This is a genomic window from Corynebacterium kefirresidentii (assembly GCF_016599755.1).
In the GTDB taxonomy this organism is placed as follows: domain Bacteria; phylum Actinomycetota; class Actinomycetes; order Mycobacteriales; family Mycobacteriaceae; genus Corynebacterium; species Corynebacterium kefirresidentii.
Window position 1 is genome coordinate 465,545 of the sequence record NZ_CP067012.1, and the last position, 15,156, is coordinate 480,700.

Genomic DNA, 15,156 nt, shown 5'->3' on the forward strand with positions numbered 1-15,156 from the left:
ACGCCGCAGTGCCGCGGCAATAGCCAGGACCCAGGCTGGGCCAGGGGCGCAAGCCTTAGGAGTAGCGCTGCAGGAAGAGTGCCTCGGCTGCGGCAATATTTTCGATCTCGGTGGGATCCACCGACTCATTGGCGGAGTGAATGGTGCACTTGGGCTCCTCCACACCGTAGAGGGCGATCTCCGCGTTAGGATGCGCCTCTTGCAGCTCGGTGGTTAGCGGAATGGAACCGCCCATGCCCTGAGCGGCGGTCTCTGCGTTATAGGCCTCGGAAAGGCATTCGCCTAGCAGGGCAGCGGCTGGCTTTTCCGGATCGGTGGCAAAGCCGGCATTGGACTCGAGCACCTCGGCCTTGACGTGGGCGCCCCAAGGGGTGTGGCTGCGGAGGTGCGCACAGACGGCGTCGGCAATCGCGGCGGCATCGGCGCCAGCCGGAACGCGCAGGTTGAGCTGGGCGGAAGCGGTAGCGGGCACGGCGTTGACTGCTTCTGCAACCGGGGTAGAGGTAAAGCCGGTCACGGTAATGGCTGGGCGGGACCAGACCATATTCGCCACCGGGGTGGCGCCAGCCGGGTCATCTTCGCCCATGATCTTGGTGCCCTCCAGCAGCTGTGCATCGGCACGGAAGGCCTCGGCCGAGTATTCCTGGCCGGACCACTCGGCGGTGGTATCTACGCCATCGATAACGGTGCGGCCGTACTCATCGGATAGGGAGTCGATGGCGCGCATCAGGGCTTTGGCGGCGTCCGGGGCCGCGCCACCAAATTGGCCGGAGTGAACGCCGGCGGCCAGCGTATCGACCTGCACACCAATCTGCGCGCCGCCGCGTAGGGAAGTGGTCAAGGTCGGCTGGCCTACGGCGGAGTTGCCGGCATCGGCGATGAGGATGGCATCGGCCGCAAAAAGCTCCGGGCGGTCCTTGATGAGCTGGGAAAGGCCCTCGCCGCCGCGTTCCTCAGAACCCTCGATGAGGTACTTCAGGTTGACCTTGGTGCCGCCGTTATTGTCCACCGCGCGCAGGGCCGTTAGGTGCATGGCCACGTTGCCCTTGCAATCGGCGGCGCCGCGGCCGTACCAACGAGTAGAGCCATCGGCGGCCTGGCGCTCAGTAAGGGTAAAAGGATCAGAATCCCACGCTTCGCGGTTGCCCGCCGGTACTACGTCATAGTGGGAGTAAAGCAGGACGGTTTTGGCCCCCTCGTCGCCCTTGCGCTCGCCCAAGATGGCGGTGGAGCCATCGGCCGTGGTGATGGTTTCCACGCTCACTCCGGCTTCTTCGAGTGCGGACTTAACCCACTGGCTCGCGCCCTTGGTCTGGTCCTCCAAGCCTTCCTCATTGTGGACGGAGTTGAAGGCTACGAGCTCGCTGAGCTGGCGGAAAATGGTCTCGCGGTCGTTGCGGATGCTTTCATTAAGTGCAGTCATGTGTACTACCGTACCCGCCCTGCCCAAGCTATAGAGCAACCGGAATAGGAAAACGCTGGGGTGGTGAACTAAAATTTATTCATTCCACCCTGTGCGGATTTTGTCCGTTCGGACCCTATTCCGGCGAGGAATCGGGGCCAAACAGACAGGAACGGACGTGGCAGGCTGCGGTTTGTTACGCGGGGTGAAACGAGAAACTTTCATAGCCGAGAATAGAAAGGACCTGGCATGGCGAACGCATCATCCGCCGCAGGTTCCAAGGCCACCCTGCCCGAGCTGACTCTGCGCGGCATTATCATCGGCGGCCTGATTACCCTCATCTTCACCGCTGCCAACGTGTACCTAGGCCTGAAGGTGGGCTTGACCTTTGCTACCTCCATCCCCGCTGCCGTGATTTCCATGGCAGTCTTGCGCCATTTCAAAGGTCATAACATTAAAGAAAATAATATTGTCCAGACCATCGCCTCTGCTGCGGGCACCTTGTCCGCCATCATCTTCGTCCTCCCGGGCCTAGTGATGGTGGGGTACTGGCAGGGCTTCGGCTTCCTGCAGACGGCCGGTGTGTGCATCATCGGCGGCGTGCTGGGCGTGATGTATTCCATCCCGTTGCGCCGCGCTTTGGTAACAGGCTCCGATCTGCCCTACCCGGAGGGCGTGGCCGCGGCCGAGGTCCTCAAGGTGGGCGATGAAAATGCTTCCGGCGCCAGCCAGGAAGAAAATGCCAAGGGTCTGCGCATCATCGTCGCCGGCGGTATTACCTCGGCCGTCATGGCGCTGCTGACCGCAATGAAGGCGGCCGCCTCTGAGGTCACCGCCTATTTCAAACTCGGCGCCGGCGCGACCACCCTGGGCACGAGCCTTTCTACCGCCCTTATCGGCGTGGGCCACTTGGTGGGCCTGCCGGTGGGCATCGCCATGCTGGTTGGCGTAGTGATTTCCTATTTCATCTTGCTGCCCATTTTCACCACCGGTGATATTTCGGGCGCCACCGCTCTTGCCGACGTCGTCGATACCACCTTCTCCGATGATATCCGCTTCATCGGCGTGGGCACCATGGCCATTGCCGCTATCTGGACCCTGCTGAAGATTGCCGGGCCCATTGCGCTGGGTATCCGCCAGTCGCTAGCCTCCTCGCGCGCCCGTAAGTCCGGTTCCGCCGTGGATGTGACCGAGCGAGATATTCCCTTCCCCTATGTTGCCACCACCATCGTGGCGTTTATGGTGCCCATCGCGCTGCTGCTGTGGGACTTCGTGCAGGGTACCGATATCCATGACCATATGGCCGTGCTCATTACCGTCTCCGTGCTCTTTACGTTGCTGGTAGGCCTCATTATCGCCTCTGTGTGCGGCTACATGGCGGGCCTGATTGGTGCGTCTAACTCGCCGATTTCCTCCATCGGTATCATTGCCGTGCTTGCTGCCTCGCTGCTCATCGCCGCCGTTACCCGCGGCACCAGCGCTGATCCTTTGTCCTTGGTGGCGTATACGCTCTTTACCGCGGCCATTGTCTTTGGTATTGCCACCATTTCCAATGACAACCTGCAGGACCTCAAGACCGGTCAGCTCGTTGGCGCTACTCCGTGGAAGCAGCAGGTAGCGCTCATTATCGGCGTGGTCTTCGGCTCCCTCGTTATCCCGCCGATTCTGCAGGTCATGCTCAACGGCTTCGGCTTCCAAGGCATGGAAGGCGCCGGCGAAGACGCCTTGGCCGCCCCACAGGCCGCCTTGATGTCTTCGGTTGCCTCCGGCATCTTCGATAGCTCGCTGGATTGGGACCTTATCTTTATCGGCATGGCCATCGGCGCTGTCCTCATTATTATTGACGAGCTCCTGCGCAAGTTCACCGATAAGTACTCATTGTCCCCGCTGGCAGCTGGCATGGGTATGTACCTGCCGGCCGCGCTGACCATCGTCATCCCCATCGGCGCCATCCTGGGCACTTTCTACGATAAGTGGGCCGCGAAGCAATCCCGCCCCGAGTTTGCCAAGCGCATGGGAACCCTCCTGGCTACCGGCTTGATCGTGGGTGAGTCCCTCTTTGGCGTGGTCAATGCCGGCATCATCGCCGCCGCTGGCGGCGAGAGCCCGCTGGAAATCTTTGAGGGTGGTGCCTCCGCCACCGTGGTAGGCGTGATCCTCTTCATTATCGCGCTAACGTTCATCTACCGCTGGACCAAGCGCACGGTGAAGAGCTCCTAGTTCCTGATCCATTCCTTATATAATGGCGTCCCTTCGCGGGGGCGCCATTTTTTCTTGCAGTCGCGGTGGGAGAGTGCCAGAATGGTCGTTAGCACTCGCACAGTATGAGTGCTAGATAAATCTACATCGTTGTGGTTGAGGTTGGTTCACACTCACCAGCCATGCCGTCGCGGGCGTCCGCAGCGAGAAAGACGTGAGTGTCGTCCTCAATAAACCAAGGAGCACAAACACAATGGCAAAGATTATCGCTTTTGATGAAGAGGCCCGCCGCGGCCTTGAGCGCGGCCTAAACACGCTTGCCGACGCCGTCAAGGTCACCCTCGGCCCTAAGGGCCGCAACGTCGTCCTGGAAAAGTCCTGGGGCGCCCCGACCATTACCAACGACGGTGTTTCCATCGCTCGCGAAATCGAGCTCGAGGATGCTTACGAGAAGATCGGCGCCGAGCTGGTCAAGGAAGTTGCCAAGAAGACTGACGACGTCGCAGGCGACGGCACCACCACCGCAACCGTGCTGGCACAGGCTCTAGTACGCGAGGGTCTGCGCAACGTAGCCGCAGGTTCCAACCCAATGGGCATCAAGCGCGGCATCGAGACCGCAACCAAGAAGGTTGTGGACTCCCTGCTGTCTTCCGCCAAGGAAGTAGAAACCCAGGAGCAGATTGCTACCACCGCTGGCATCTCCGCTGCTGACCCGGCCATCGGCGAGAAGATCGCCGAGGCTATGTACACCGTGGGCAACGGCTCCGTAAACAAGGACTCCGTTATCACCGTGGAAGAGTCCAATACCTTCGGTGTTGACCTCGAGGTAACCGAGGGCATGCGCTTTGACAAGGGCTACATCTCCGGCTACTTCGCTACTGATATGGAGCGCCAGGAGGCAGTCCTGGAGGACCCATATATCCTGCTGGTCTCTTCCAAGATCTCCAATATCAAGGACCTCGTTCCGCTGTTGGAGAAGGTCATGCAGTCCGGCAAGCCGCTGCTGATCATCGCCGAGGACGTTGAGGGCGAGGCCCTGTCCACCCTCGTGGTGAACAAGATCCGCGGCACCTTCAAGTCCGTTGCCGTTAAGGCTCCTGGCTTCGGCGATCGCCGCAAGGCCACCCTGCAGGACATGGCCATCCTCACTGGCGGCCAGGTCATCTCCGAAGAGGTCGGCCTCTCCCTCGAGACCGCCGAGCTCGAGTACCTGGGCCAGGCACGCAAGGTCGTTGTCACCAAGGATGAGACCACCATCGTTCAGGGTGCTGGCTCCCAGGAGCAGATCGACGGCCGCATCAAGCAGATTCGCGCTGAGATCGAAAGCTCCGATTCCGATTACGACCGTGAGAAGCTCCAGGAGCGCCTGGCTAAGCTCTCCGGCGGCGTTGCCGTCCTTAAGGTCGGCGCCGCTACCGAGGTCGAGCTCAAGGAGCGCAAGCACCGCATCGAGGATGCAGTCCGCAACGCAAAGGCTGCCGTGGAAGAAGGCATCGTTGCCGGCGGTGGCGTAGCCCTGCTGCAGGCTGCTTCCGTCCTGGATTCCCTGGATGACCTCAAGGGCGATGAGGCTACCGGCGTCAAGATCGTCCGCGAGGCCCTGTCCGCACCGCTGAAGCAGATCGCACACAACGCTGGTCTGGAGCCGGGCGTTGTTGCTGACAAGGTTTCCTCCCTGCCAGCAGGCGAGGGCCTGAACGCTGCTACCGGTGAGTACGTCAACCTCATGGAGGCTGGCATCAATGACCCGGTCAAGGTCACCCGCTCCGCACTGCAGAACGCTGCTTCCATTGCAGCTCTGTTCCTGACCACCGAGGCCGTCGTTGCCGACAAGCCTGAGCCGGCCGGAGCCAACAACGGCATGCCGGACGCTGACGCCATGGGCGGCATGGGCTTCTAACGCCCTATACCCCATAGGCCGCCAATAACAACGGGCCTAGCATCAGCCTGAGCGCCCCGTTTCTGTGCTTTAGAGCGCATGAAACGGGGCGCTTCGGCGTGTCTGCACCATTTTCTTTAAGTGATGCGATATGTGAACGCTGCGTCTTTACGAGATGACTTTCCGAATGTGCTCGTCATAGTCGGTTTCAATTGGGGCTGGAGATCGGAGAGCTTTTGGGAAATTCACCGCGCTATATGGCTCGCGATTCTCCGCCACAGCTTTTAACATGCGAACCATGCACCCCAGTGACCCCGTATAGGGGTAGCTGAAGGGGCGGAATTTAAAAAGGTTTTTCGCTCTCGGAGAGTGGGTTTTGCGCCTACCTATCGTTCGTTACTCCGGAAGCGTTACAGTGTTAAGCCTGAGCTAACCTAGCTATTTAAAGCGTAATTTAAAAGCCCAGTTTAGTAGCCTTTCAGTTAAGGTAAAAAATTTTAATGCCTCCAAAAGTCATAAACTTATCCTTATCAAGTTGCCTGCGTGATGGGGCATCTATGCAAATTTGACTTGATTTCGTTCAAACTTGTGTCAAAATATCTTTTGTGACGCCCGCTGAGGGTGTCTGCAAACTGCAAACCCCTCCGCGGCAGTAGCTTCGGATCTATTTTAGGAGTTCAAACATGGATCTCTCCACCATTCAGATGCACTTGGATAACTTCGTAACTACCTGGGAAGGCTGGGGCAAGATTGTTCAGGGCATCCAGGACTGGAAAGGCGTCGCTGAAGGATTTAAGGCCCTGAAGGAAGCTTTCGAGGCTTTCGGTAATGGCTTGGAAGAACTGAGCTCCAAGTAAGCAAGACCTTTCCATCAACCAACCTTCAATAAGGAGACACTAAAATGCAGGAACTTTCCTCCAACTTCGACAGCTTCGTAGAATTGAGCAGCAATTTGTTCAACTCTATCCACGAGGTTCTTTCTCCGCTGCTGTCCATTGCTGAAGGCGCTTCCAAGCTGATCGGCATGTTCGTATAAGAACATCCTCCAGTTCTGAGCTTTAAAGCTCACTGAAGCAAGAAGGTCTACCGTCTCGGTAGGCCTTCTTTTCGTTTTGGTGGCTGTTTAGGGGAGGGATAACTTCTTAGGGAAGGGATAACTTCGAAAGTTTAACGCGCTTGCTGTCTATATTCGGGTTACACTTAATGCATGGCTGATATTAAAGACGACGATCTTCCCGAGATTGACCTGGCAAAAACAGACGGCTACGTCGTCGACGGAACCGATGAGGATGACCCTTCGCTGATCATGCCGGATGGTTCCCCGGTTCAGACTTGGCGTGAAAATTACCCCTACGATGAACGCATGACTCGCGATGAGTACGAGTCCGTTAAGCGCGCGCTGCAGATTGAATTGCTGAAGTGGCAGAACTGGACCAAGGAAACTGGTCAGCGTCATATTATTATCTTTGAGGGGCGCGACGCAGCCGGTAAAGGCGGCACTATCAAGCGCTTTAACGAACACCTGAACCCGCGCGGTGCCCGCACAGTGGCATTGGAAAAGCCGTCGCCGCGTGAGTCCACCTCGTGGTACTTCCAGCGTTACATCGAGCATTTCCCGGCCGGTGGTGAAATCGTCTTCTTTGACCGCTCTTGGTATAACCGTTCCGGGGTGGAGCGGGTTATGGGCTTTTGTACCGAAAGTCAGCACGCGGAATTCCTTCGCGAGGTTCCGATGCTGGAGAATATGATTCTGGGCTCGGGTATCTCCCTGACCAAGCTGTGGTTCTCGGTTACTCGTAAGGAGCAGCGCACTCGCTTCGCTATTCGCCAGATTGACCCAGTGCGCCAGTGGAAATTGTCCCCGATGGACTTGGCCTCGCTGGATAAGTGGGACGACTACACCCGTGCTAAGGAAGAGCAGTTCCGTTATACGGATACGGAAGAGTCGCCGTGGATTACCATTAAGTCCAACGACAAGAAGCGTGCCCGCATTAACGCTATGCGCTATGTACTGTCCAAGTTCGAGTATACGAACAAGGATCACGAGCTGGTGGGCGAGGTTGATGAGAATATTGTTAAGCGTGGTCGCGACCAGATTGGTGACTAAGCTTTAGCTGGATTAGCCATCACGACGGCGGGAAACTCGGAAACTCCGAGTTTCCCGCTTTTTGTATTAAGGGGGTAACGGGGGTGGATTTGGGCAATAGTTTTGGCAAAATTTGTTCTTCCTAAAAGTCCGTTTCCGTGCGGTTATTTTACGGAACCGTAGGTTACATAATTGGAAGTTATTTGTGCTTTATATCGTCGCGTATTTAGCATCACTGTTATCTCAATCTCATCCAGGAAAGCACTATGAGCTACAACACTAAAGAGGAGACGGTGATGATGAAGAAGCATATAACCGCTTGCTTGACGGCGGCTGCTGTCATGGCGGCACCAGTGGCGGTATCTGGAACGTTTACAGTTGGCGCAGCTGCTCAAGAGGCACCGGCCCCAACGGCAGACCAGAAGCCAGATGTATTGGGACGCCCGACCGTCTCTGACAAGCAGGTTTCTGACGAGGATGGCTACTTCGATAGCCAGCGCGGTCAGGGTGTAAAGATCTACTACCGGAAGCAGAAGGTGGCAAACCCACGCGGTGCGGTGGTTTTGGCGCACGGTGTATCTGAGCACTCGGGGCGTTACGATTACGTCGCCAAGCGCTTGCTCGATGCAGGCTACAACGTCTACCGCGTAGATCACCGCGGCCACGGCAAATCCGCCGGCGGCAGCGTACCGATGGGGCATATCGATAATTTCCAGTACATCCTCGATGATTTCGACCGTGTCGTGGACATGGCGAAGGAAGAAAATCAGGGAGTAAAGACCTTCCTGCTGGGCCACTCGATGGGCTCGCTGACCGTGGAGGCCTATGGCATTCGTGAGCCGGGCAAGGTCGATGGCATCATCACCAACGGTGGCGGCGCGCCGCTGAACCTTTCGGGCAAGAATGTTGCGGGAAAGAACATCACGCCGGATGATATTTCTGAGACCCAGAAGAAGCTGGATCCCACCATCTTTGAACGCTTGCCGCTAGCCCAACTCACCAGCTTTAATGCGCACTATGCGCAGAACCTGATTCCGCACCGCACCGAAATCGGCGCACAATCGCCGGAGTGGAGCAAGGACATTCAGCTGTCTAATCCATTTACGGATGGTATCTCCACTAACCAAGCGGTGAAGGACGAGTATGCCTCTAGCCCGCTCATTGCGCAGAAGACCAGTGCCGGCACGGCCTTGCAGCTGGCGGCAATTGCGAATTATGACGCCGTCAATGCGGACCTCTTCACCGCACCGACGCTCATCATGCACGGCACCAAAGACGGCATCGTTCCGCCGTACTTCTCCCAGGATTGGTATAACTCCATCTCCTCCAAGGACGTGGAGTACGTGACCTGGGAGGGGCAGAAGCACGAGGTCTTTAATGAGCCGGCTGCCGATCAGGCTCTCGATACCGTCGTGGACTGGCTCGACCGCCACGCCTAAATTCACGCGGACCTCAAAGTGAGGACTCTTGGCAGGCATGTAGTGCTTGCCAAGAGTTTACGTATATGTAACCGCGTCGTTGCCCAGGACGGATAGAAATTGAATTATGAAAAATAAACTCTGTGCTTTCTCATCTATCCTGGCGCTCACCGGAATGGTGGGCGCACCTGTTGCGGCGGCCCAGTCCTCGCTTCCGGGTTCCTCCTTTGGTTCTTCTTTGGGGTCATCGTTAGGCTCTTCTTGGGGGTCTTCCCAGAGCTCGTCCGAGGGGTCCTCGGCGGGAGACGATGTGCAGCCGGGGGAAGGCACAGAATCGCGGGTGCTGTGGCAGGAAAGCTTCGACGGGATGGATACCCCGGCATGGTTTACTCACCGCGCGCCGGAGGGGTGGAAGACCGACGTGCACGGCGTGGACTCGGGCGAGGCCCGCTGGAAGGGCTGGACTTTTGGCGATATGCGCCATTGGACCTGGGCATCTGGTACCGATATGCGCCACTATTTCACCCAGGCGCATGACACCTTCGCCATCATCGACAACAAGCAGCAGCGCTTGGCCGAAGGCGATTCCATGACCGCGGGTCTAAAGAGCCCGGCCATCCCGGTGGCGGGGCAGGAGCGGGTGAATGTGGAATTCGACCACCATTACCGCCAGGGCAAGGACGGGCAAAATGCCACGGTGACTGTCTCCTTCGATGGCGGGGAAGCCCAGGAAATCGCCGTCTTTGATAAGGATGTCTTCTCCAAGCACGAGTCCATTGGCGTGGACGTGCCAGCCGGCGCGAAGAATATGCAGGTTAGCTTCAGCTACAACAACGGCAATGATGACTGGTGGTGGGCGGTGGATAACGTGGGCGTCGTCAAGCCGCTCGGTGAGCTTCAGGGCTCGCCGCAGGCTACCGTGGACGTGCTTTCCGACGTCCAAGGCGACCCCCAAGACTACAAAGAAGCGGTCCGCCAGTTGAACGGTATGGAGGACAAGGCCGGGGCGCTGGTGCTCAACGGCGACCTCGTGGACGATGGCTCGCAGCAGCAGTGGGATGATTTCTTGGCCGCGCACAGCGAGGTGCCGCACGATTCGGGCAAGGAATTGTGGACCATCGGCAACCACGAAATGTATGGCAAGGAAGGCTCTAAGACTTACCTGGATCGCTTTCTCAAATACTCCGGCCAGGATAAACCGTGGAAGGAAGAAGTGGTGGATGGGGTGCCGCTCATTTCGGTAAATACCGAGTTTTATTCCGATATTCTGCGCCACGGCAAGGAGCCGTTCCAGCGCATCAGCAAGGAGCAGCTCGATTGGCTAGATGAGCGCCTGGCTTATTGGGATGCTAAGGGCACTCCGGCGTTGGTCTTTAGCCATCCGCTGCTGCCGCAGACGGTATCGATGTCTCATTCGGCGTGGTACCAGAATGACTTTGAGGACCTCGAGGCGCTATCCAACGTGGTCAATAAGTACAACAACATCGTGTGGTTTAGCAGCCACAGCCACTCTTCGCTGCGTCAGAATAACTGGTGGGGAACCCGCCGCTATGACGGCACTGGTGAGGCTGGCCGTACCGGCTTCCCCGTGGTCAACACCGGCGCCATTCTCAATGAGTACCTACCGGATGGCGATAACGACGAAAAAATTGTTAAGGAAAAGGAAGAGGCCTCCACCGGACTGCGGGTCAAGGTGTTTGCTGACCGTGTCCGGGTGGAGGCCTGGGACTTCAAGTCCGGCGAGATGATTAAATACCAGGACTTCGCGCGGTAGGGCGCAGATTATGGCCGGCGACCTATCGCTCCCACGGCTCGATGGGGTTGCCCTGCCATACGGCGTTGGTGGGCACGCGGTCACCGCGCATAACCAGCGAGCCGGGACCCACGGTGGATGCAGTGCCGATGAGCGAGGCAGGCAGCGCCACCGAGTGGGCGGCCAGGGTGGAGCCGTCCTGGATGGTGACGGTATCTAGGCTCATCACGCGGTCCTGGAAAAGGTGGGTTTGCACCACCGTGCCAGGGCCCACGGTGGCGGCCTCACCGACGCGGATGAGGTCCGTTTCCGGGAACCAGTAGGAATCGATCCACGCACCGCGGCCGATTTCCACGCCGAGGGCGCGCAGCCCCAGGTTGATCTCGCCGGAGCCGTAGGTGTGCTGGAAGAACCACGGCGCGGCGACGACCTCCACGAAGGCGTCCTGCAGCTCATTGAGCCAGACAAAAGCGGACCACAGCGGGTGGTCAGCCGCGCGGTGCTTGCCCACGCAGATCCACTTCACCGCGACGGTGACGGCCATGGCCACCGCACCCATGCCCATGAGCACGAGGCCGGAGAGGAGCCAGGTCAGGGGGAAGCCGAGGGCGTCGAGAAGCAAGTCGTAGACGCTAAGGGTTGCCGCGAGCAACATGGCAGAAAACATCGGTGCCAAAAGGCGCATGGTTTCCACCACGCCGCGGGCGGCCTTGACGGCAAAGCCCGGGTTATAGGTCAGCGCCTCACCCGAGTTGGCGGGGGAGTCCACCTCTACGGTCACGCGGCGCATGCGCTCTGGCGGCGCACCCCACCAGTTGGCGCCGGCCTTCGTCTTCTTCGGGGTAGAAGAAAGAACGGCAACCAGCGAGTTCTTGGATAGTTTGCGGCCGGGTGCGGTGATGCCGGAGTTGCCCACGAAGGAGCGCTTACCCACCTTGGTCTCGCCGGTGCGCATCCAGCCGCCGCCGAGCTCGTAGCCGCCGATCATGGTGTCATCGGCCAGGAAGGCACCCTCTTTGACCTCGGTGAGCTTGGGGATCATGACCGCGGTGGAGATTTCCACGTTGGCGCCAATCTCCGCGCCGAGCGAGCGCAGCCAGGCTGGGGTCAGCTGGGAGGCATAGAGCGGAAAGAGCTTGGTGCGGGCCTCGTCCATGAGGCGCTCGATGGCCCACAGGCGCCAGCCCGTGGCCGAGCGCACGGGTGCCACGCCCGGGCTAATGCCCAGCGAGAGAATGCGCACGCCCAGCCAGGTCTGCAGCATATAGGTGGCAAAGGCCGCCAGCGCGCCGACGGGCGCGAAGAAGACCGCACCGATGAAGCTATCGCCACCCGTGGAATGCACAAGGGCGAGGACGATGGCCGCGCCTATCGCCAGCGCCACGACCGGCTGGATGGCGAGGAGGACGGAGGTGGCGTCATAGATAGCCACCCACCACGGCCGGCGCTTTGGCGTATGGGACGGGAAGCGGTGCTTGGAGCGGCCCACCTTTTGGGCAGGGGAGCCGGACCAGCGCTGGCCGTCCTTGATCTTCTTTCGGCCAGTGACGGTGGAACCGGCCTCCACGTGGGCGTACTTGCCCACCACGGTGCCAGGCAGCAGCGTGGAGCGCGCGCCCACGCGGGCGCCTTCCTTCACGTCGATGGCGCCCACGTGCAAGATATCGCCGTCTAGCCAGTAGCCGGAAAGATCCACCTCGGGCTCGATGGCGGCGTGCTTGCCCAGGGTGAGCAGGCCGGTAACTGGCGGCAGGGAGTGCAGGTCCACGCCGCGCTTGACCTTGACTCCGAGCGCACGGGCGTAGTTATTCACGCGCGTGGCACCGGCCAGGGAGCTCGCGCCAGCGGCATTAGCCCAGCGCTCAGCCGCCCAGATGCGTAGGTGCGTAGAACCGCCGCGCGGGTAGTCTCCAGGCTTAATGCCGGCCGTAATGAGCCGCGCACCGTAGCCGCCGAGGGGGATGCGCCCCACCGGGGTGACAAAGACAATGAGCATGGCGATGACCAGCCACCACGGGAAAGCAGTGGCCCACTCGAAGCCCAGTGATGCCGCCACGGTGGAGCCCAACATAAGCCAAGCCAGCCAGCTGGATGCGGCCAGGGTCATGACCGGAATCTGAATCAAGGTCTGGGCGAGGCGGGTGCCAAAGCCGACCTTGGTGACCTCGCGCATGGGGACGTCGGCAGCCGCGGGGCGCGGCTCGGCGCCGCCGATGAGCTCCGCCAGAGAACCCAAGCGCGGGTGATCGTAGAGGTCGCGCACGGCCACGGTGGGGTAGCGCTCCCTGATATGCCCCACCAGGGTCGCGGCCGCCAGGGAGGTACCGCCGAGCGAGAAGAAGTCGGCGTTCTCATCCTCCACGGATACACCGAGGGTTTCCACCCATAGCTCCGCGAGCCATTTTTCGGTCTCGGTCAGCGTGGTCGATTCCACGCCCACTCCAGGCAGCGGCCACGGCAGGGCCTTCTTATCCACCTTGCCGGAGGTGCGCACCGGTAGCTCCTCCATCACGCAGATGCGCGGGACGAGTGCAGCCGGCATGGTATCGGCCAGGCGCGCATGCGCGGCCTCATGATCGAAGCCCTTGGACTCATCCTCGAGGGAAACATAGCCCACCAGAACGGACTCGCCGCCGGGAGTCTTTTGCACGGCCACGGCCGAGTTGTAGACGTTATCTAGCGCCGCAACATTAGCTTCGACCTCGCCGAGCTCGATGCGGCGCCCGCCAATCTTTACTTGGTCATCCACGCGGCCGACGAAGTACAGCCCGTCTTCTTCCAGGCGAACGTGGTCACCGGTGCGATAGGCGCGCTGCCAGCCCATGGACTCCAGCGGTGCGTATTTTTCCGCGTCCTTGGCCGGATCCAGATAGGACGCCAGTCCCACGCCGCCGATTACCAGCTCGCCGACGCCGCCCATTTCCACGGGCATGCCCTGCTTATCGACGACCACCAGGTCCCAACCGTTAAGCGGCAATCCAATGGACACCGGCCGGCCCGGCAGCATCTGCTGCGCACAGGCGACGACGGTGGCCTCGGTGGGGCCGTAGGTATTCCACATCTCGCGGTCCTCGGTGGCCAAACGGTCCACTAATTCTTGCGAGCAGGCCTCGCCGCCGACGATGAGTAGGCGGATATTGTCGAGAGCCTCGGCCGGCCAGAGGCCCGCCAGGGTGGGCACGGTGGACACGACGGTGATGTCGCGGCGGATGAGCCATGGGCCCAAATCCATGCCGGAACGCACCAGAGACCGCGGTGCTGGGACCAGGCAGCCGCCGTGGCCCCAGGCCAGCCACATCTCCTCGCAGGAGGCATCGAAGGCGACGGACAAGCCGGCGAGCACGCGATCCTCAGGACCTAAGGGCCCGTGCGGGTGGTTGACCAAAAAGAGGCTCGCTTCCGCGTCCACGAAGGCGGCCGCGGAACGATGGCTGACGGCCACGCCTTTAGGCTTGCCGGTCGAACCTGAGGTGAAGATGATCCACGCGGTGTCCTCTGGGCGCGGAGCATTCGTCTCCTCGGCAGGGGCGTCCGGGCGCGCGGAGTCCCGCAGGAAGCGGAATCCGTCGTCCGTGAAAACGCCATCGATATCGGCTTCGCCGAAAACCATCTCGGCGCGCTCGTCAGGGTCATCGGCGTCGACAGGCACATAGGCTGCGCCTGCCGCCAAGGTCGCCAAAATGGCGAGGTAGAGCTCGCGTTTGCCGGAGGTCATCCTAATGCCGATGCGATCGCCGCGGCGCACGCCATTGGCGTGCAGCTCGGCAGCCCATGCCTCGACCTCGTGGATGAGCTCGGAATAGGTGATGATTTCGCCGTCATCAAGCGCGGCGGCATCGGGGTTCATTTCCGCGGTGGTGGTAATGATGTCCCACAGCGTGCGCGGCCGCGGTGCCGCGCTTCCTAGAAGGTACTGCTGTGGGACGAGCGATTCGGGACCCGCCATTTATGCCTCTTCTTCGTCCGCGGCAATGATGGACTTAGCCAACTTTCGCAGATGCTTGAGCTGCTTATTGGTGGACTCATCCAATGCCTCGTCCTCGGCGGTAGCGACCAGCACCGCCAGGTCCTTGTGGGCCTTTGTGCCCTTTTTGGTGGAAGCGACGATCTGGCGGCGGCGATCCTTTGGGTCGCGTTCGCGCTTTGCCCAGCCGCGGTCCTCGAGGGCGTCGATAAGACGCACCATGTCAGAGGCGTCAATGGCCAGGGTTTCGGACAGATAAGACTGCGACGCGGCATCCGCGTCGACCAGACAGGTAAGGACCCAGTACTCGCGCAGCGTTGTCTGCTTGGTCTGCAAAGCAGCCTCTACGCCATCGCGGGTGCGGCGGCGGAGGCGCTCCAATTGGAACGATGGGGACTCGAGCAGGGTCGTTGGGATTACAGAATTATTCGTGGAAGCCATACCATCATCATAAT

Annotated in this window: 10 protein-coding genes; 7 read left to right on the plus strand and 3 right to left on the minus strand. The window is 60.0% G+C overall.

Going from position 1 to position 15,156, the window contains the following annotated elements:
- Window positions 1-55: 55 nt before the first annotated feature.
- Window positions 56-1,423 (minus strand): M20/M25/M40 family metallo-hydrolase, encoded by a 1,368-nt coding sequence (locus I6I12_RS02405; RefSeq protein ID WP_200288615.1) that lies wholly within the window; start codon window positions 1,421-1,423, stop codon window positions 56-58.
- 228 nt (window positions 1,424-1,651) lie between these two features.
- Between I6I12_RS02405 and I6I12_RS02410 the strand changes: the two genes are divergently transcribed.
- From I6I12_RS02410 to I6I12_RS02435, 7 genes are all read left to right on the plus strand, one after another.
- Entirely contained in the window at window positions 1,652-3,622 is a 1,971-nt protein-coding gene (locus tag I6I12_RS02410; RefSeq protein WP_200288616.1) for an OPT family oligopeptide transporter, read from the plus strand.
- A 232-nt stretch (window positions 3,623-3,854) separates the two neighbouring features.
- Window positions 3,855-5,501, plus strand: a complete 1,647-nt coding sequence (groL, locus tag I6I12_RS02415) for a chaperonin GroEL (RefSeq protein WP_023019954.1) — start codon at window positions 3,855-3,857, stop codon at window positions 5,499-5,501.
- A gap of 662 nt (window positions 5,502-6,163) precedes the next feature.
- Window positions 6,164-6,337 (plus strand): hypothetical protein, encoded by a 174-nt coding sequence (locus I6I12_RS02420; protein ID WP_200288617.1) that lies wholly within the window; start codon window positions 6,164-6,166, stop codon window positions 6,335-6,337.
- 44 nt (window positions 6,338-6,381) lie between these two features.
- Entirely contained in the window at window positions 6,382-6,516 is a 135-nt protein-coding gene (locus tag I6I12_RS12050) for a hypothetical protein (protein WP_267908714.1), read from the plus strand.
- A gap of 171 nt (window positions 6,517-6,687) precedes the next feature.
- Entirely contained in the window at window positions 6,688-7,587 is a 900-nt protein-coding gene (ppk2, locus tag I6I12_RS02425) for a polyphosphate kinase 2 (protein ID WP_023019951.1), read from the plus strand.
- Between the two features lie 245 nt (window positions 7,588-7,832).
- Entirely contained in the window at window positions 7,833-9,005 is a 1,173-nt protein-coding gene (locus I6I12_RS02430) for an alpha/beta hydrolase (protein ID WP_234288160.1), read from the plus strand.
- Window positions 9,006-9,111: 106 nt separating this feature from the next.
- Complete coding sequence (locus tag I6I12_RS02435) at window positions 9,112-10,758, plus strand: metallophosphoesterase family protein (RefSeq protein ID WP_200288618.1); 1,647 nt, start codon at window positions 9,112-9,114, stop codon at window positions 10,756-10,758.
- A gap of 22 nt (window positions 10,759-10,780) precedes the next feature.
- Here the strand turns inward: I6I12_RS02435 and I6I12_RS02440 are convergent, their stop codons facing one another.
- Together I6I12_RS02440 and I6I12_RS02445 are read right to left on the minus strand one after the other, a co-directional pair.
- The gene (locus I6I12_RS02440; RefSeq protein WP_200288619.1) at window positions 10,781-14,683 is read right to left on the minus strand and encodes a Pls/PosA family non-ribosomal peptide synthetase; all 3,903 of its coding nucleotides are present in this window, start codon (window positions 14,681-14,683) and stop codon (window positions 10,781-10,783) included.
- Window positions 14,684-15,142: a MarR family winged helix-turn-helix transcriptional regulator gene (locus tag I6I12_RS02445; protein ID WP_023019947.1), complete on the minus strand. Its 459-nt coding sequence runs from the start codon at window positions 15,140-15,142 to the stop codon at window positions 14,684-14,686.
- Window positions 15,143-15,156 lie beyond the last annotated feature (14 nt).

Bases quoted from the DNA above. Each gene is read 5' to 3' on its own strand.
- I6I12_RS02405 (WP_200288615.1), bottom strand. From the start codon at position 1,423: ATGACTGCACTTAATGAAAGCATCCGCAACGACCGCGAGACCATTTTC.
- I6I12_RS02410 (WP_200288616.1), top strand. From the start codon at position 1,652: ATGGCGAACGCATCATCCGCCGCAGGTTCCAAGGCCACCCTGCCCGAG.
- groL (WP_023019954.1), top strand. From the start codon at position 3,855: ATGGCAAAGATTATCGCTTTTGATGAAGAGGCCCGCCGCGGCCTTGAG.
- I6I12_RS02420 (WP_200288617.1), top strand. From the start codon at position 6,164: ATGGATCTCTCCACCATTCAGATGCACTTGGATAACTTCGTAACTACC.
- I6I12_RS12050 (WP_267908714.1), top strand. From the start codon at position 6,382: ATGCAGGAACTTTCCTCCAACTTCGACAGCTTCGTAGAATTGAGCAGC.
- ppk2 (WP_023019951.1), top strand. From the start codon at position 6,688: ATGGCTGATATTAAAGACGACGATCTTCCCGAGATTGACCTGGCAAAA.
- I6I12_RS02430 (WP_234288160.1), top strand. From the start codon at position 7,833: ATGAGCTACAACACTAAAGAGGAGACGGTGATGATGAAGAAGCATATA.
- I6I12_RS02435 (WP_200288618.1), top strand. From the start codon at position 9,112: ATGAAAAATAAACTCTGTGCTTTCTCATCTATCCTGGCGCTCACCGGA.
- I6I12_RS02440 (WP_200288619.1), bottom strand. From the start codon at position 14,683: ATGGCGGGTCCCGAATCGCTCGTCCCACAGCAGTACCTTCTAGGAAGC.
- I6I12_RS02445 (WP_023019947.1), bottom strand. From the start codon at position 15,142: ATGGCTTCCACGAATAATTCTGTAATCCCAACGACCCTGCTCGAGTCC.